This window comes from Mycobacterium sp. RTGN6, assembly GCF_033804605.1.
Taxonomy (GTDB): Bacteria; Actinomycetota; Actinomycetes; order Mycobacteriales; family Mycobacteriaceae; genus Mycobacterium.
Window position 1 is genome coordinate 216,292 of sequence record NZ_JAPZKZ010000001.1, and the last position, 15,875, is coordinate 232,166.

Annotated in this window: 17 protein-coding genes; 11 read left to right on the plus strand and 6 right to left on the minus strand. The window is 68.5% G+C overall.

From position 1 onward, the window contains the following. The first annotated feature begins 36 nt into the window (after positions 1-36). Positions 37-999 carry a GlxA family transcriptional regulator gene (locus tag SLQ33_RS01000; RefSeq protein ID WP_319451916.1) on the plus strand — a complete coding sequence of 321 codons (963 nt, stop codon included), beginning with the start codon at positions 37-39 and terminating at the stop codon, positions 997-999. 3 nt (positions 1,000-1,002) lie between these two features. Here the strand turns inward: SLQ33_RS01000 and SLQ33_RS01005 are convergent, their stop codons facing one another. Next, positions 1,003-2,091 carry an SAM-dependent methyltransferase gene (locus SLQ33_RS01005; protein ID WP_319451917.1) on the minus strand — a complete coding sequence of 363 codons (1,089 nt, stop codon included), beginning with the start codon at positions 2,089-2,091 and terminating at the stop codon, positions 1,003-1,005. A gap of 94 nt (positions 2,092-2,185) precedes the next feature. Here SLQ33_RS01005 and SLQ33_RS01010 point away from each other — a divergent pair, with 94 nt between their 5' ends. After that, positions 2,186-2,959, plus strand: a complete 774-nt coding sequence (locus tag SLQ33_RS01010) for an SHOCT domain-containing protein (RefSeq protein WP_319451918.1) — start codon at positions 2,186-2,188, stop codon at positions 2,957-2,959. On the opposite strand, the gene SLQ33_RS01015 is transcribed toward SLQ33_RS01010, so the two are convergent. Both SLQ33_RS01015 and SLQ33_RS01020 read right to left on the minus strand, forming a co-directional pair. After that, positions 2,956-3,579, minus strand: coding sequence for an MBL fold metallo-hydrolase (locus SLQ33_RS01015; protein WP_319451919.1), 624 nt, complete (start codon positions 3,577-3,579; stop codon positions 2,956-2,958). The genes SLQ33_RS01010 and SLQ33_RS01015 overlap by 4 nt on opposite strands. Beyond that, positions 3,579-4,664 carry an S-(hydroxymethyl)mycothiol dehydrogenase gene (locus SLQ33_RS01020; protein ID WP_319451920.1) on the minus strand — a complete coding sequence of 362 codons (1,086 nt, stop codon included), beginning with the start codon at positions 4,662-4,664 and terminating at the stop codon, positions 3,579-3,581. The genes SLQ33_RS01015 and SLQ33_RS01020 overlap by 1 nt, the downstream gene beginning before the upstream one ends. Positions 4,665-4,727: 63 nt before the next feature. Here SLQ33_RS01020 and SLQ33_RS01025 point away from each other — a divergent pair, with 63 nt between their 5' ends. The 6 genes from SLQ33_RS01025 to SLQ33_RS01050 all read left to right on the plus strand — a co-directional run bounded on the left by SLQ33_RS01025 (position 4,728) and on the right by SLQ33_RS01050 (position 9,974). Next, on the plus strand, positions 4,728-6,332 hold the full coding sequence (locus SLQ33_RS01025) for a helix-turn-helix transcriptional regulator (protein WP_319451921.1): 1,605 nt from the start codon (positions 4,728-4,730) through the stop codon (positions 6,330-6,332). Positions 6,333-6,422: 90 nt separating this feature from the next. Then, positions 6,423-7,505: a class I SAM-dependent methyltransferase gene (locus SLQ33_RS01030; RefSeq protein ID WP_319451922.1), complete on the plus strand. Its 1,083-nt coding sequence runs from the start codon at positions 6,423-6,425 to the stop codon at positions 7,503-7,505. Positions 7,506-7,648: 143 nt separating this feature from the next. Then, positions 7,649-8,287, plus strand: coding sequence for a DUF4189 domain-containing protein (locus SLQ33_RS01035; RefSeq protein WP_319451923.1), 639 nt, complete (start codon positions 7,649-7,651; stop codon positions 8,285-8,287). Between the two features lie 10 nt (positions 8,288-8,297). After that, positions 8,298-9,122, plus strand: a complete 825-nt coding sequence (locus SLQ33_RS01040) for a serine hydrolase domain-containing protein (protein WP_319451924.1) — start codon at positions 8,298-8,300, stop codon at positions 9,120-9,122. Between the two features lie 116 nt (positions 9,123-9,238). Then, positions 9,239-9,751, plus strand: a complete 513-nt coding sequence (locus SLQ33_RS01045; protein ID WP_319451925.1) for a DUF3145 domain-containing protein — start codon at positions 9,239-9,241, stop codon at positions 9,749-9,751. Between the two features lie 61 nt (positions 9,752-9,812). Then, positions 9,813-9,974 (plus strand): hypothetical protein, encoded by a 162-nt coding sequence (locus tag SLQ33_RS01050; RefSeq protein WP_319451926.1) that lies wholly within the window; start codon positions 9,813-9,815, stop codon positions 9,972-9,974. A gap of 4 nt (positions 9,975-9,978) precedes the next feature. On the opposite strand, the gene SLQ33_RS01055 is transcribed toward SLQ33_RS01050, so the two are convergent. Genes SLQ33_RS01055 through SLQ33_RS01065 form a run of 3 tightly spaced genes read right to left on the minus strand, consistent with a single transcriptional unit; the run spans position 9,979 to position 12,751 of the window. Then, positions 9,979-10,266: a DUF1905 domain-containing protein gene (locus tag SLQ33_RS01055; protein WP_319451927.1), complete on the minus strand. Its 288-nt coding sequence runs from the start codon at positions 10,264-10,266 to the stop codon at positions 9,979-9,981. A gap of 11 nt (positions 10,267-10,277) precedes the next feature. Continuing rightward, positions 10,278-11,174: a diacylglycerol kinase gene (locus SLQ33_RS01060; protein WP_319451928.1), complete on the minus strand. Its 897-nt coding sequence runs from the start codon at positions 11,172-11,174 to the stop codon at positions 10,278-10,280. Continuing rightward, complete coding sequence (locus tag SLQ33_RS01065; RefSeq protein WP_319452525.1) at positions 11,171-12,751, minus strand: FAD-binding oxidoreductase; 1,581 nt, start codon at positions 12,749-12,751, stop codon at positions 11,171-11,173. The genes SLQ33_RS01060 and SLQ33_RS01065 overlap by 4 nt, the downstream gene beginning before the upstream one ends. Before the next feature lie 50 nt (positions 12,752-12,801). Between SLQ33_RS01065 and SLQ33_RS01070 the strand changes: the two genes are divergently transcribed. The 3 genes from SLQ33_RS01070 (at position 12,802) to SLQ33_RS01080 (ending at position 15,857) form a co-directional block, all read left to right on the plus strand. Continuing rightward, positions 12,802-13,383, plus strand: a complete 582-nt coding sequence (locus SLQ33_RS01070) for a TetR/AcrR family transcriptional regulator (protein WP_319451929.1) — start codon at positions 12,802-12,804, stop codon at positions 13,381-13,383. Further along, a complete protein-coding gene (locus SLQ33_RS01075) occupies positions 13,380-14,960 on the plus strand; it encodes a glycerol-3-phosphate dehydrogenase/oxidase (protein ID WP_319451930.1) in 1,581 nt (526 codons plus the stop codon). The genes SLQ33_RS01070 and SLQ33_RS01075 overlap by 4 nt, the downstream gene beginning before the upstream one ends. 78 nt (positions 14,961-15,038) lie before the next feature. Then, complete coding sequence (locus SLQ33_RS01080; protein ID WP_319451931.1) at positions 15,039-15,857, plus strand: RsiV family protein; 819 nt, start codon at positions 15,039-15,041, stop codon at positions 15,855-15,857. The last annotated feature ends 18 nt before the right edge of the window (positions 15,858-15,875 follow it).

Consider the following 15,875-nt stretch of genomic DNA (forward strand, 5'->3'; position numbering starts at 1 on the left):
GACGGGATCTTGCCAGCCTTTGGTAGCGTGCCGCTCATGCACACCGTCGCCGTGCTCGCGATGCCCGACACCATCGCGTTCGACCTGGCCACACCAGTCGAGGTCTTCGGCCGGGTCGAATCGGGCACCGGCGAAGCGTGCTATCGGGTCATCGTGTGCGGGACCGATCCGGTCGTCACCGCGGGGCCGTTGCGCATCGCCACCGACCACGGGCTCGACGCGCTCGAAGACGCCGACACCATCGTCGTGCCGGGACGCAACGACGTCGCCACGGCGCCACCGCACACCGCGATCGAGGCGTTGGTGGCCGCCTACGCCAGGGGTGTGCGTATCGCGTCGATCTGTTCGGGCGCCTTCACCCTCGCCGCGGCGGGCCTGCTCGACGGCAGGCGGGCGACCACGCACTGGGTGGCGGCCGACCACTTCCGCGCTGCGTTCCCCGCGGTGCACCTGGATGCCGACGTGCTGTACGTCGACGACGGTCAGGTGCTCACGTCCGCCGGGGCGTCGGCCGGGCTGGACCTCTGTCTGCACATGGTGGCTCGCGACTACGGTGCTGCCGTGGCCGCCGACGCCGCGCGGTTGGCGGTCGCGCCGCTGCACCGCAGCGGCGGTCAGGCCCAGTTCATCGTGCGCAATCGCCCGGCCGCCAACGGCATTGCGGAACCAACGGGACTCCACGACGTGCTGGCCTGGATCGAACGGGAAGCGCACCGCGACCTCGTGCTCGCAGACATCGCCACGCAGGCCGCGGTGAGCGTGCGCACCCTGAACCGGCGCTTCCAGGACGAGACGGGGCAGACCCCGATGCAGTGGTTGACCGGCGTCCGGGTCCGTCATGCCCAGCAGCTGCTCGAGACCACATCGGCGGGGGTGGAGCGCATCGGTCGCGACGTCGGCTTCGCGTCGCCGGCCAACTTCCGCGAACAGTTCCGCAGGCTCACCGGGGTTTCCCCGCAGAGCTACCGCAACACCTTTCGGGAACGGGCGGCAAGCTGACGGTCACTGGCCCGTGGTGCGCTGACTCTTCTCGATGACGACCTGGGCGAGGGGAATCCGCACAGGTGCGGGCGCGGCGGCGAGTCGGGCGGCGATGCCCGCCTCGAGCTTGTCGAAGAACGGCGACGTCGGTTCGGCACGCTCCTCGGTGAGGGCGGTGGCCAGGGTGGGAAACAGGGCGGCCCGCAGGAACGCCGCCCACTGAGCGCCGAAAGTCGTTTCCTTGCCATCGCTTTGGAACTGCTTCCAGAAGCGGTCCTCGGCGTCGAAGGTCTCGAGTTGGACGATGGAGAGCTTCTCGAACGTTCCAGACGGTGCGAACGGCGATTCGAAGTCCTTGGGGCGACGTCCGACGATCGGTATCGACATCGCGCTCAGCTCGTCCTCAGTGACCACACCGTCGTGCGACAGTTCGTCCAACGTCGCCGTCATGGCGTCGAGCAGGGGCCGAAACCCCAACTCGCCGTCTTCGTCGACGCCCAGAGTGGTCACCACCAGCCGCCCGCCCGGGCACAGCTCGCGACCGCGGAACGCGACGAACTCGTGCCAGTCAAAGGAGGCCTGCCGGGCGTGTGCGGCGCGGGAGTCCTGGTCGCCGCTGTAGGCCGCCAGCAGATGGTCACTCGCGGGCACCGGCCGGCCCAGCCAGTGCAGCGCCCACGACGACCAGGCCAGGTTCACGCTGTTCGACGGCAGGATCTGCGAGTAGTACGACCGCCCGACGGCCGACGCGAACGAGGCGGGGTCCCGCTTCAGATAGCTGTCCGGGTCGGCGGTCAGCGTGCGGAACAACGCGGTGAAGTCGTTCTCCGGCACGTCGGTGTGGGTCACCAGGATCGAATGCTCGGGCCGGGTGCGCTTGCGCAGCACCGCGATCGCCGCGCAGATGGGCAGCACCGAGTTGTGCCCGGTCCCGGCACCGTAGTCGGCGATCACGATGGGGCGCGGCGAGCGGGGGATCGGCACCACTTCAGCCGACTGTTCGAAAAGCGTTATAGCCTCCGGCAATCCGGCCGCCTTCAGCCGCGAACTGGCGCTGTACCAGCCGCTGTCCTTGGCCTCGGGACGCACCACGACGCTCGATTCGCGCATACACAGACGGTAGTGGTCGGACCTGGGTGCCGCCCGACAGTTGCACGGAGAGTTCTGATCGCCGCTCCGGCGGCACCATGAAAGACTTCGCTGCATGAGTCGCGCGTTCGGGCCACGGATCCTGACCACCGTTGCCGTCCTCACGATGGTGATCGCCGGCATCGGGTTCGTCGTCACGCTGATACTCAACGCGTTCGTCTTCGACGAGTACGACGCGTACGGGGAGGTGCCGATTCCAGGTTCGAGCAGCCTGCACCTGCCCGCCGGCGACGTCACCGTCACCTTTCACACGATCGTCATCGGCGGGACCAACGGCGGCGGCGGCTTGCCCGTTCCGCCGCTGAAGTACCGCATCGGTGCGCCAGAAGGTGTCGCTGAGCCGCAGCTGACGGAGGACTACGGCACCACGACCACGGTGAACAACGACGCCCGAATCCGCATCGGAACCCTGCACGTCCCCGTCGAGGGCACGTACGACGTCAACCTCGACGGGAAAGTCAGCGCCTACCTCAACCCGACGCTCGCCTTCGGCCACGGAAGCAGCTACGGCAACCTGCCGTGGATCTTCGCCGCGATCTTCGGCATCGCCGTCGTCGACCTCGTGATAGCCCGGGTGTGGGCGGCGCGGGTTGCGCGCAGGCCCGTACCGGTGCCCGGCTACCCCGCTCCGTCACCGGGGTTCGGCGTGACGAGCTGGGACGCGCCCCCCGCCTACGTCCCGCCGGTCCAGCAGTCCGCGTCGTATACCCCGACCGACGACGGTGTCCGGGTCGAGCAGCTGAACACCCTTGCCCGGCTCCGTGATTCGGGTGCACTCACCGAGGACGAGTTCCAGGCCGAGAAGCGACGGATCCTCGACGGGCATTAGTGCCCCCTGGTCACCCATTGGTCGTAGTTGACGAGTTCGTCGCCAATTCTGGTGGTGTCGCCGTGGCCGGTGTAGACGACGGTCTCGTCGGGGAGCATGCCCAACCGCTGCGAGATCGACGCCAGGATGGTGGGGAAGTCGGAGTAGGACCGTCCGGTGGCGCCTGGTCCGCCCTGGAACAAGGTGTCGCCGCTGATCACCGCGTTGAGGTCGGGCACGTACCAGCACACCGACCCCGGCGAGTGTCCCGGGGTGTGCAGGGCGCGTAGTTCGACACCGCCGACGGTGAGCGTGGCACCGTCCTCGAACGAGCGAAAGTCCTTGTCCGGATGAGTCATCCGCCACAACACGTCGTCGGCAGGATGCAACAGCACCGGAGCGTCGAGCGTCTCGCCGAGCTCGGGTGCCACCGTGACGTGGTCGTTGTGTCCGTGTGTGCACACCACGGCGACGACGTTGCGGCCGCCGACGGCCTCGACGATCGGGGCCGCGGTGTGTGCGGCGTCGAACACGATGACCTCGGAGTCGTCGCCGATGAGCCAGATGTTGTTGTCGACGTCCCAGCTGCCGCCGTCGAGTTCGAACTTGCCGCTGGTGACGAGGCGCTCAATGGCGACCACTAGAGCATCACCACCGAGCGCAGGACCTCGCCGGCGTGCATGCGATGGAATGCCGACTCAATGTCTTCTAAGCCGATGCGCTCGGAGACGAATCGTTCCAACGGGAGTCGACCCTGGCGGTAGAGGCTGATCAGGGTGGGGAAGTCGCGCTCGGGTAGGCAGTCGCCGTACCAGGACGACTTGAGGGTTCCGCCGCGGGAGAAGAAGTCGACCAGCGGTATCTCGAGTGTCATGTCGGGGGTGGGCACGCCGACGAGCACCACGGTGCCGGCCAGGTCGCGGGCGTAGAAGGCCTGCTTCCACGTCTCGGGCCGACCGACCGCGTCGATGACGACGTCGGCGCCGTTGCCGTCGGTGAGGTCCTGGATCGTCTCGACGACGTCGAACTCCTTGGCATTGATGGTGTGAGTGGCGCCGAAGTCGCGGGCCCAGTTGAGCTTCTGGTCGTCCATGTCGACCGCGATGATCTTCTTGGCGCCCACCAGCGCGGCGCCCGCGATGGCTGCATCACCCACGCCGCCGCAGCCGATCACGGCGACGGTGTCGTTGCGGCCCACGTTGCCGGTGTTGATGGCGGCGCCGATGCCCGCCATCACGCCGCACCCCAACAGGCCGGCCACCGCGGGGTCGGCCTCGGGATCGACCTTCGTACACTGGCCCGCCGCGACGAGTGTCTTGTCGGCGAACGCGCCGATGCCCAGCGCCGGGGTCAGTTCGGTGCCGTCGGTCAGCGTCATCTTCTGCTCGGCGTTGAACGTGTCGAAGCAATACCACGGGCGGCCTCGCTTGCAGGCCCGGCACTGCCCACATACCGCGCGCCAGTTCAGGATCACGAAGTCACCCGGTGCCACCGCCGTCACGCCGGGCCCAACGGACTCCACGGTGCCCGCGGCCTCGTGGCCGAGCAGGAACGGGTACTCGTCGTTGATGCCGCCCTCGCGGTAGGTCAGATCGGTATGACACACCCCGCAGGCGATCACGTCGACCACCACCTCCCCAGGACCCGGATCCGGTATCACGATGTCGACCAACTCGACGGGTTGCTTCTTGCTCCTGGAGATCACGCCACGCACGGTCTGACTCATGGCTACAACTTAGTGGGACGGGGCTAGCGAGCGGTCGATCAGGCTGGTGTGATGTGTTTCGACATGAATGTTCTGACCGATCACCTCGCCGAGGCGCGTAGCGCGCATCAACGCCGCGACTGGGGCGCCAGTTACGCGGCGTTCGTGCGCGCCGATGGCGTCGGCCCCATGGCCCTCGACGACCTCGACGCCTATGCGACCGCGGCCTGGCGACTGGGCCACGGCCGGGAGGCGGTGCGGCTCGCGGAACAGGTGTACAGCCAGATGGTGCGGACCGATCCGGCCGCTGCCTCGATGAAGGCGCTCGACATCGGCTTGGAATGGCTGACGCGCGGCGACGTGAACATCGCCAAGGGGTGGATGAACCGCGCCCGCCGGCTGATCGGCGACGCACCCGCGGGCCCGACGCACGGCTACCTCGCCTACCTCGACGCGATCGTGGCGGTGCTGGACCAGAACGTCGACGAGCTCTCCCGGCGCGCGGCGGCGATGCGCGACATCTGCGCGCCGCTCGACGACCCGTCGCTCACGTCGCTGTCATTGGTGACACAGGCGCTTGCCGCGTTCTACGAGGCCAGGGTCTCCGACGGGTACGCCTTCGTCGACGAGGCGATCCTGCCGCTGCTGGCCGGTGAGGTGCGCGTGGAGTGGGCGGGTGACATCTACTGCGTGGTGCTGCACCTGTGTCACAAGCTCGCCGACCTGCCGCGGATGCGAGCCTGGACGGACTCGATGGAGCGCTGGTGCGACGTGCACAAGACGGCCACCTACTACCGGGTGTGCGACGTACACCGGCTTCAGCTTGCGTCGGCCGACGACGACTACCGGCGGCTGGAGAACGAATTGCTCACCGCCAGTGCGGCGTTGGAAGGCGTCAACTCCTGGGTCGGGGGAGAGGGGTTCTACCAACTCGGCGAGGTCCGGCGTTTGCGTGGCGACTCCGAGGGTGCGCTGGCCGCGTTCGCGAAGGCGCGCAGCCTCGGCGTCGACCCGCAACCCGGTGAGGCGCTGCTGCGGTGTCGCACGGGTCAGACCGAGGTGGCGTGGACCGACCTGCGGGTCGCGTTGTCCGGGGTGGGCCGGCTGGACCGGATGCGGATGTTGCGGGCCGCGGTCGAGGTGGCGTTGGCGCGCGACGGCCTCGACGAGGCCGAGCAGCACTGCCGCGAGCTCGAGCAGGGCGCCGACGCCTTCGACACCCCCGGCTACCGGGCCTGGGCGGCACACGCCCGGGGAGCGGTGCTGGTCCGCAGGGGCGAACACGCCGCCGCGCTGGTGAGCCTTCAAGCCGCGCTGCCCGAGTACCGCACGCAGCGGTCGCGCTATGAGACGGCCGAGGTGTACGAGTGGATGGCCCTGGCGCACAGAGGCATTGGCGAGAATGACGCGGCGGCCGCTGACATCGCCACCGCGGAGAACATCTACACCCAACTCGCCGTCGAACCCAGCGGCGTCTGCGGTCGGGGCACGCCTGGCGGGCTGACGCGCCGCGAGCTCGAAGTGCTCCGCGGCATCGCGGGTGGCGCCACCAATCGTGCGCTGGCCCAGCAGATCTTCATCAGCGAGAAGACGGTCGGCCGGCACCTGGCCAACATCTACGCCAAGCTCGAAGTCTCGTCGCGCACCGCGGCGGTGGCATGGGCGCGCACGAACAACGTGCTGCAGTAGCCGCTCTGCATCATTTGCACCACACGCGGCGGCGAAGTTACACACTTTGGCCGATAACGAGGGCGGCCGCTCCGGTCTAGCGTTTGAGCCATGACGACATTGAACGAATCCCCGGCTGCCTCAACGGACACCACCGAGCAGTTCGCCGAACGGATCGTCGGAGCGATCGACAGCGCCAGCCTGGCCATCCTGCTGAGCATCGGGCATCAGACCAAGCTGTTCGACACGCTGGCCGAACTCCCGCCGGCCACCAGCGCGCACATCGCCGATTCGGCCGGGCTCAACGAACGCTACGTGCGGGAGTGGCTGGGCGGTGTGGTCGCCAGCCGGATCGTCGACTACGACCCGACGACGCAGACGTATTCGCTCCCACGGCATCGCGCGGCGGTGCTGACCCGCGCTGCCGGGCCGGAAAACCTCTCCCGCGTCGCCCAGTTCATCCCGCTGCTCGGCGAGGTCGAGCAGAAGGTCATCGGCTGCTTCCAGACCGGCGGCGGGTTGTCCTACAGCGAGTATCCGCGCTTCCACAAGCTGATGGCCGAGGAAAGTGGCGAGGTGTTCGACGCCGCACTGGTCGACGCCGTCCTGCCGCTGGCCGACGGGCTGCCGGAACGGCTTCGCGCCGGTGCGGATGTCGCCGACATCGGTTGTGGCAGCGGGCACGCCATCAACGTGATGGCCCAGGCGTTCCCCGCCAGCCGGTTCACCGGCGTCGACTTCTCCGAGGAAGGCCTTGCGGTCGGCGTCGCCGAGGCGAAGAGCCGTGGGCTCAGCAATGCGACGTTCAGCGCCCAGGATGTGGCGAAGCTCGACGCCGTCGAAAGCTACGACGTGATAACGGTTTTCGACGCTATCCACGATCAGGCTCAGCCCGCGCAGGTGTTGGCCAACATCCATCGCGCATTGCGGCCGGGCGGGACTCTGCTGATGGTCGACATCAAGGCTTCGAGCCAACTCGAGGACAACATCGGCGTCCCGCTGGCGTCGTACCTGTACACCGTCTCGACGATGCACTGCATGAGCGTGTCGCTGGGCCTGGACGGCGCGGGATTGGGTACCTGCTGGGGTCGCCAGCTGGCCACGTCGATGCTCGCCGATGCCGGCTTCGGCGAGGTGACGGTCAACGAGATCGAGTCGGACCCGTTCAACAACTACTACGTCGCCCACAAGTAGGCGAGCTGACGCGGCGGTGGAGGACCTGATCAGCAGCCCGCGAAAATGACGTTCTGAAAAATGTGAGGGACTGACCGACCCTGCTCGCTCCTACCTGTAACCGCGGCCCATCGGGGGTTCCGGAATCAGTCAAGGAGCAACCCATGAGCACCATCAACAAGCCCACCGCGGCCGCCATGCTCGTCGCTGCAGGCGCTGTCGCCTTCGCCGGCCTGTTCGCAGCCGCACCTGCCAATGCCGCCGATGCTTATGTCGCCCTGTCCTATTCGTTGGGCAGCAAGGTGTCGGGCATGGCGGTCGCCGGATCCGAGGCCGCGGCGCGCGACGCGTCGCTGCAGAACTGCCAGGACAACGGTGGCGGCGGCTGCGTGACGTACGTGATCGCCAAGAACAGCTGCGCGGCCATTGCCATCGGCACCGACCCGACGCTGCACCAGGAGTACTCGACCGCGATCCACTCGGTCGTCGAACTGGCGCGCAAGCAGGCGCTGGCGGCGAACGGTGGCGGCGTCATCGGAGCGTCGGGCTGCACGACCAGCCAGCCAACCGATCCGTATGGGGATCCGCCGCAGTCGCCGCCGTCGGACACGCCTCCTTCGGATCCGACGCCTCCACCGCCGGCTCCCGTGGAGCACGACTACGACAACGACGGGCTGAGCAAGCACGACGAGCTCTTGACCCACCACACCAACCCGTTCCTGGCCGACACCGACTTCGACGGGGTCTTGGACGGTACCGAAGTCACCAACGGCACCAACCCGCTGAATCCGCGCTCGCACTAACATCCAGCGGGTGAGCCCGCTGGACGTGTTATCGGAGTGGCCGGTCCCGACCGTCGCAGCAGCGGCGGTCGGGCCGTCCGGCGTTCTGGTCCAGCACGGGGACGTCGATCACGTGTTCGCGCTGGCGTCGGTGACCAAGCCGCTCGTCGCGCGCGCGGTCCAAGTTGCCATCGAGGAGGGCGTCGTCGACCTCGACACCCCTGCGGGTCCACCGGGGTCGACTGTTCGTCATCTGCTGGCACACGCGTCGGGCCTGTCGATGCGGTCGGCCGACGTGATCGCGGCACCGGGCACCAGGCGGGTCTACTCGAACTCCGGTTTCGAGGTGCTCGCCGAGACCGTGCAACGGGCCTCCGACATCGACTTCGCCGACTACCTGCGCGAGGCGGTGTTCGAACCACTCGGAATGTCGTCGTCGCGCCTGGTCGGCGGGGTCGAGGCCGCCGGATTCGGCGTCGAGTCCTGTGTGGCCGACCTGGCCATGTTCGCGGGGGACCTGCTTCGTCCCAGGTTGGTCTCTGCCGAGCTGCATTCCGAGGCGACGACCGTGCAGTTCCCGGGGTTGGCCGGCGTGTTGCCGGGCTTCGGCGTGCAACGGCCCAACGACTGGGGGCTGGGCTTCGAGCTCAGGGACGGAAAGTCGCCGCACTGGACCGGGTCGGAGAACTCGGGTGCGACGTTCGGGCACTTCGGCCAGACGGGCACGTTTCTGTGGGTCGATCCGGCCGCTGACCTGGCCTTGGTGGTGCTCACCGACCGCGTGTTCGACGAGTGGACCTACCCCTTGTGGCCTGCGATCTCTGATGGAGTGCTGAGAGAATTCGGAGCACACTAGCGCAACAGAGGCCCCACAAGGCACAATGGACACGCGCGACACAACTGCATCGTTACCTTTCGGAACCGCCAGAGCGTTGGGGAAGACGTCCCTAGTGGAAGCCGAAGGAGCAGATGATGCGTGCGTCGAACCAATTTGCCGACGCGACGACAGGCGTGGTGTACGTCCACGCCTCACCCGCGGCGGTGTGTCCCCACGTCGAGTGGGCGCTTCAGTCGACCCTGTCGGCGCGAGCGAACCTCAAGTGGACACCTCAACCGGCCATGCCGGCACAGCTGCGCGCCATCACCAACTGGCGCGGGCCCGTCGGGACTGGTGCTGCGCTGGCCAACGCGCTGCGCTCGTGGTCGGTGTTGCGCTTCGAGGTGACCGAGGACCCCAGTGAAGGCGTCGACGGCCACCGCTGGTGCCACACCCCACAACTCGGGTTGTGGAGCGGTGCCATGAGCGCCAACGGCGACGTGATGGTCGGCGAGATGCGGCTGCGCGGGCTGATGTCCTCGGGCGCCGACACCCTCGCCGCCGAACTGGATACGGTGCTCGGCACTGCGTGGGACGAGGCGCTGGAGCCCTACCGCGGCGGCGGCGACACCGGTGAGATCAGCTGGCTCAACCGCGGGGTCGGATAGCCGGACGGGCGTAGGGTCGCTGTGTCCGAATGGACAGTCGCGACGACGAGAGGGGACGCCGATGCCCGACGAGAAGTTCCACGTGGATCCCGCCAACGATCCCACCCCTGGGGTGCCCGGGCACGCGCTGCCGGACGACGCCAGTGAGCCTCACCCGCTGGCGGATCCCGCGAACGATCCGACTCCGGGGGTAGCCGGCCACGCGAAGGACGACGACGAGTAAGCGCTCAGCTGCCGACGGATAGCCGCACGCGCACGACGTCGCCGTCGTCGATGCCTTCCGGTCGGCGTAGCGCCACCTTGAGCGGGACCAGGTAGACGTCGTCCCGCGGTATCAACGACGTGCCGACCTCGGTGGCGCCGATCCTCACTCGCGCCGGAATGACGCCCCAGCCGTAGGACAGTTCGGCGGCATGGTCGTGCAGGAACGCGTCGACGTCGTCCGGCGTGGAGACGAAGAAGTACGGCGCAGGTCCGCGCCACTGGAACACCTCGGCGTCAAACTCCCAGTCCATCGCCGCCGAGATTACGGTCGTAGGAGCTTCAGCGCACCCGAGACCGCCGATACTTCGACCGGCAGCGGGCACACGTACTCGCCGTCGGCGTACGCGTTGATGCCAGGGGAGTCGACGGTGATGACCTTGGCCCGCGCGGTGCGCACCTCGTCGAGGTCGACGTGCGTGCCCTTGAACACGGTGGGGAACAAGCGAATCAGCTTGGTCCGGGACGCCGAGGCCACCATCGTCGCGTCCAGCTGGCCGTCGGAGGGATCGGCGTCCGGACAGATCAGCATGCCGCCGCCGTAGCTCTTCGTGTTGCCGAAGGCGGCCAGCGTGAGTTCGGTGTCGAGTTCCGAGCCGCCGTCGAACGCCAACCGGAATGGCAGCAATCGCAGCTTGGAGAGCTCGGCCACCATCGCCACGTTGTAGCGCATCCGGCCGTGCGGCCACCGCATGCGGTTGGTCCGGTCCGTCACCAGCGAGTCGAAGCCGGCGGCCATCACCGTGCCGAACCACTTGTCGGTACCGTCCGCGCCCGCGATGCGACCCAGATCGATGGTATCGACGCGACCGTCGACTACGACATCGGCCGCCGCCTCGGGATCCTTTGTGGGAATGCCGAATTCGCGTGCATGGTCGTTTCCCGTACCGGCTGGGATGATTCCGAGCGGTATGTCGGTCTGCGCCAGTACCTGCAGCGCGAGCGAGACGATGCCGTCACCGCCGACGACGACGAGCGCGTCCATGCCGCGTTCCAGCGCACCCTCGACGAGCCGCCGGGCATGCTCGGCGTCGGTGCCCGCGATCGCGACGACGTCGACGCCGCGCCGATGCAACTGCGCGACGGCTCGCTCGGCCGCGTGCGACGCGCTACCGTGCCCCGACGCGGGGTTGGTCAGCACGGTCACCCGACCGACGGTCACGGGATCAGCTTGCCCGGGTTGAGGATTCCCGCCGGGTCGAGCACGCCCTTGATCGCGCGCAGCACCTCGACGCCCAAGTCGCCGACCTCGTCGCGCATCCACGGCCGGTGGTCGGCGCCGACGGCGTGGTGGTGGGTGATCGTCGCACCGCAGCGAACCATCGCATCGGACGCGGCGGTCTTCGCCTTGCGCCACTGCTCGATCGGATTGCCGCGCTGCCCGGCCACGACGGTGAAGTACAACGACGCGCCAGTCGGATACACATGGGAAATGTGGCACAAGACCAAAGCCGGAGTGCCGGTTTCGGCAAGCGCACCGGTGAGCGCCTCGGTCACCGCCGCCTTGAGGGTGGCCAGGTTGCCCCAGTTGGTGGCGGTCTCGAGCGTCTCGCACAGCGCGCCGGCCGCCAACAGCGAGTCGCGCAGGTAGGGCGCGCCGTACCGGCCGTGCTCCCATGCGCGCGCGGGTGCCTCGCCCAGCGAGGTGCCTCCGTGGGCTTCGAGCACCGCCCTCGTCTCTTCGAGTCGGCTCGCGGTGTGTGCCTCGGTGCCCTCGAACGCTGTGATCGCCAGGCACCCGCCCGTGATCGACTGGTCCCCGATGCGCTCGGTGGTGGCCAGGTTGACACCGGTCTCGGCCTCGTCGGACAGCCGGATGACGGTGGGGCCGGTGCCGGTCTGCACGACGGCCCGCAAAGCGGCTGCGCCAGTGGTGAAGTCACCGAACGACCACGCCTCGTACCGGGTGGTCTCCGGAACCGGATGCACTCGGACGCGCACCCGGGTGATCACGCCGAAGACGCCCTCGGAGCCGACGATCAGCTGCCGCAGGTCGGGACCTGCGGCCGAGGCCGGCGCGCGACCGAGGTCGAGGAGACCGGCGGGGGTCACGGCGCGTACCCCGCGAACCATGTCGTCGAACCGTCCGTAGCCGGCCGAGTCCTGGCCCGACGAACGGGTGGCCGCGAAGCCGCCGATGGTGGCGAACTGAAAGCTCTGCGGGAAGTGTCCCAACGAGAATCCATGCGCGGCAAGGAGTTCCTCGGCTTCGGGTCCGGTGACGCCAGCGCCGAGTTCGGCCTCTCCGGAGACCTCGTCGAGCCCGTGTAACTGGTTCAGACGGCGCAGGTCCAACGACACGACGGCCTTGAAGTCGCCCCGGATGGGGTCGAGCCCGCCGACGACGCTGGTGCCGCCGCCGAACGGTACGACCGCGATGCCGTGCTGAGTGCAGTAGTGCAGGATCGCGGCGACCTCGTCCTCGTCGCCGGGCAGCAGCACCGCGTCGGGGGCGTCCTGGACGCCGTCGTCGCGGCGCCGCAACAGGTCCAGCGTGGACTTTCCGCCCGCCCGCAACAGTCGGCCAATGTCGTCGGAGACGCAGTGCGCGGCGCCGACGAGCTCTGCCAACCCCGCGCGGTCGGCGTCCGACAGCGCCGACGGACGCAACCGCACCTGGTCTGGTCGCCGTTCGGCGTCGGGGGCCGCGTCGACGCCGAGGGCCTGCTTGAGCAGGGTGCGGATTCCGTCGGAGAGCGGCTTGGCCTCTGCGGGGTCTCCCCAGGCATTCCACTTCATCGGGGGCAGCAGCTGGTCGTTCGGTCGTGTCATGCGTTACAGTATTACAGATGCTGTCAATCAGTAACGATTACTCACCTCCGGTCTCCGATCGGATCCTCGACGCGGCCGCGAGCTGCGTGCTCGCGTTCGGCGTCGAGCGAGTGACGCTCGCCGAGATCGCGCGCCGTGCCGGCGTCAGCCGTCCCACCGTCTACCGGCGCTTTCCGGACACCCGGTCGATCCTCGCCGCGCTGCTCACCATGCGGATCACCCACGCGCTCGACGACGTGCCGAGCGGAGGCGTCGGGCGCGAGCACGTGGTGGCCCGCATCGTGGCGGTCGCCGAACGGCTCAGGCGCGACGACGTCATCATGTCGGTGTTGCACGAGGCGCCCGAGCTCGCGATGTTCTACCTCTCCGAGCGCCTAGGCACCAGCCAGCAGATCCTGCTCGAGTCCGTGGCCGGTGAACTCAAGGCCGCTCAGGCGCAGGGCAGCGTGCGTGCGGGCGACGTGCGCCAGCTGGCCGCGATGAGCCTGCTGATCACCCAGTCGACCATCCTGTCGGCTCAGCTGGTCGCGCCGATCCTCGACGCTTCGGCACTCGCGGTGGAACTCGCCTACTCCCTGAACGGATACCTCAAGCCATGACCGGATCGACCGCTCTGAACGCCGCCCGACGGTCCGCCGAACTCGCTGCGCTGACCGACGGCGGGACGGTCGACGTCGTCGTCATCGGCGGTGGCATCACGGGCGTCGGCATCGCACTCGACGCCGCGACCCGCGGGCTCTCCGTGGTGCTGGTGGAGAAGCACGATCTGGCGTTCGGCACCAGCCGGTGGAGCTCCAAGCTCGTTCACGGCGGCCTGCGCTACCTCGCCACCGGCAACGTCGGGATTGCCCGTCGCAGCGCGATCGAGCGCGGAATCCTGATGTCGCGCAACGCACCCCACCTCGTCAAGGCCATGCCACAGCTGGTCCCGCTGCTCCCGTCGATGAACCGTGCGTCCCGCGCGTTGGTGCGTTTCGGCTTCGTCGCGGGCGACGGGCTGCGCAGGCTTGCGGGCACGTCCGCCACCGTGCTGCCACGCTCGCGCCGCATCGACGCGCAGCGGGCGGTCGAACTCGCTCCGACGGTGCGTCGTCGGGGACTCGACGGCGCCCTGCTGGCGTACGACGGCCAACTGATCGACGACGCGCGCCTCGTCACCGCGATCGCCCGGACCGCCGCCCAAAACGGCGCGCGCATCCTGACGCGCGTCGCCGCATCCGATGCCACCGGAACCTCCGTGCGCCTGACCGACCAGCTGACGGGGGAGTCGATGGACCTCGCGGCGCGCGCGGTGATCAACGCCGCGGGCGTATGGGCCGGCGAGGTCGACGGCTCCATTCGGTTGCGTCCCAGCCGCGGTACGCATTTGGTGTTCGACGCCGCGGCGTTCGGCAATCCGACGGCTGCCCTGACCATCCCGATTCCCGGCGAGCTCAACAGGTTCGTGTTCGCCATGCCGGAACAACTCGGCCGGGTCTATCTCGGGCTCACCGACGAGGACGCCCCAGGTCCGATACCCGATGTGCCGCAACCGACTTCGCAGGAGGTCGCCTTCCTGCTCGACACCGTCAACACGGCGCTGGACGTGGCGCTGGGTCCGGCTGACGTGGTGGGTTCGTACGCGGGGCTGCGGCCGCTGATCGAAACTCTGGGGAAGGTTCGGCGGGCAGGAGCGAAGCGACCCGGGAATGAAGTCAGCACGGCCGACGTGTCGCGGGAGCACGCGGTAGTCGAGTCGCCGAACGGGGTAGTCAGCGTCATCGGAGGCAAGCTCACCGAGTACCGCTACATGGCCGAGGACGTGCTCGACCAGGCCGTCGCGCTGCGCGGACTCTCCGCCGCCGCGTGCCGCACCCGCAACCTGCCCCTCGTCGGCGCGCCCGCCAACCCCGTGTCGACGCTGCGCTCGCCCGCCGACCTGCCGTCCTCACTGGTCGCCCGCTACGGCGCCGAGGCGCCCAACGTCGTCGCCCGCTCCACCTGCGAGCGGCCCACCGAACAAGTCGCGGACGAAATCGACGTCACGCGAGCCGAATTCGAGTACGCCGTCACGCACGAGGGTGCGCTGACGGTCGACGACATCCTGGACCGCCGCACCCGCATCGGGCTCGTCGAAGCTGACCGGGCCCGCGCGGCGGACGTCGCCGCAGAGTTGCTCAACCGATGTAGCCGGTGAAACCAAGAATCCTTTGAGGCGCGGCCAGCATACTGTCAGCTAATTCCCAACCCCGGGTTCGAGCAAGAGGCAGTGTTGATGACGGTCCTACGCATGATCACCGCCGTGGCTGGCGTCGTCGCTGCGGCCCTGACCACGGCCGGATGTGGACAGGCACCCGCACCCAGTTCGTCGACGTCGGTGGCCTCCACGGCCACGCCAACCTCCACGGCCACACCAGCCTCGACGACCGGTTCGTCGCCGACAACGCCGTCGGCGGCGACGACTTCGGGTACCTCGAACGGGCAGAACTACGCGGTCACGACCACCACGATCGAGGGCAGCACCGACGACCGGCAGGGCAACTGGCGCATGGAGTTTGGTGAGCTGTCGGGCGGCAATCCGGCCGTGGTCGAGGCGTTCAACGGCGCGAGCCACGCGGCCGCCATGGACCAGGTCGAGGCAGCCAAGGAGGGCACCGAGCCGGGCGCGCAGTGGAACTTCGAGTCCAATGGCCAGGTGACCTTCCGCAGCATCGCGGTCGCTCAGGTGATCTTCGGGTCGCTGTACTACGGCGCCCACCCGAGCCACCAGATCGGCACCATCGTGATCGACAGCCGAAGCGCCGACCCCATCATGCTGACCGACCTGTTCAGCGACCCTCAGGCCGGGCTCGACCGGTTGGCCGAACAGACCAGGACGCTGCTGGCCCAGGACGGACTCGAAGTCAGCCCCGACGAACCAGGCGCCGCACCGAAGGCAGAGAACTTCGCCAACTGGATCCCCACCGCCGACGGGCTCGAGTTCCACTTCAACGAGTACCAGTTCGGTCCTCGACTACCGGCGGTGGTCACCGTGCCCTGGGCGCAGTTGTCCGACGTGCTGGCCCCCGCGATGGCTGGCCTCACCAAGGGCTGAGTTTCCCTCGCGCAGAAA

Coding starts and splice junctions, on each gene's coding strand:
- SLQ33_RS01000 (WP_319451916.1), top strand. CDS start 37: ATGCACACCGTCGCCGTGCTCGCGATGCCCGACACCATCGCGTTCGAC.
- SLQ33_RS01005 (WP_319451917.1), bottom strand. CDS start 2,091: ATGCGCGAATCGAGCGTCGTGGTGCGTCCCGAGGCCAAGGACAGCGGC.
- SLQ33_RS01010 (WP_319451918.1), top strand. CDS start 2,186: ATGAGTCGCGCGTTCGGGCCACGGATCCTGACCACCGTTGCCGTCCTC.
- SLQ33_RS01020 (WP_319451920.1), bottom strand. CDS start 4,664: ATGAGTCAGACCGTGCGTGGCGTGATCTCCAGGAGCAAGAAGCAACCC.
- SLQ33_RS01025 (WP_319451921.1), top strand. CDS start 4,728: ATGAATGTTCTGACCGATCACCTCGCCGAGGCGCGTAGCGCGCATCAA.
- SLQ33_RS01030 (WP_319451922.1), top strand. CDS start 6,423: ATGACGACATTGAACGAATCCCCGGCTGCCTCAACGGACACCACCGAG.
- SLQ33_RS01035 (WP_319451923.1), top strand. CDS start 7,649: ATGAGCACCATCAACAAGCCCACCGCGGCCGCCATGCTCGTCGCTGCA.
- SLQ33_RS01045 (WP_319451925.1), top strand. CDS start 9,239: ATGCGTGCGTCGAACCAATTTGCCGACGCGACGACAGGCGTGGTGTAC.
- SLQ33_RS01050 (WP_319451926.1), top strand. CDS start 9,813: ATGCCCGACGAGAAGTTCCACGTGGATCCCGCCAACGATCCCACCCCT.
- SLQ33_RS01055 (WP_319451927.1), bottom strand. CDS start 10,266: ATGGACTGGGAGTTTGACGCCGAGGTGTTCCAGTGGCGCGGACCTGCG.
- SLQ33_RS01065 (WP_319452525.1), bottom strand. CDS start 12,751: ATGAAGTGGAATGCCTGGGGAGACCCCGCAGAGGCCAAGCCGCTCTCC.
- SLQ33_RS01070 (WP_319451929.1), top strand. CDS start 12,802: ATGCTGTCAATCAGTAACGATTACTCACCTCCGGTCTCCGATCGGATC.
- SLQ33_RS01075 (WP_319451930.1), top strand. CDS start 13,380: ATGACCGGATCGACCGCTCTGAACGCCGCCCGACGGTCCGCCGAACTC.
- SLQ33_RS01080 (WP_319451931.1), top strand. CDS start 15,039: ATGACGGTCCTACGCATGATCACCGCCGTGGCTGGCGTCGTCGCTGCG.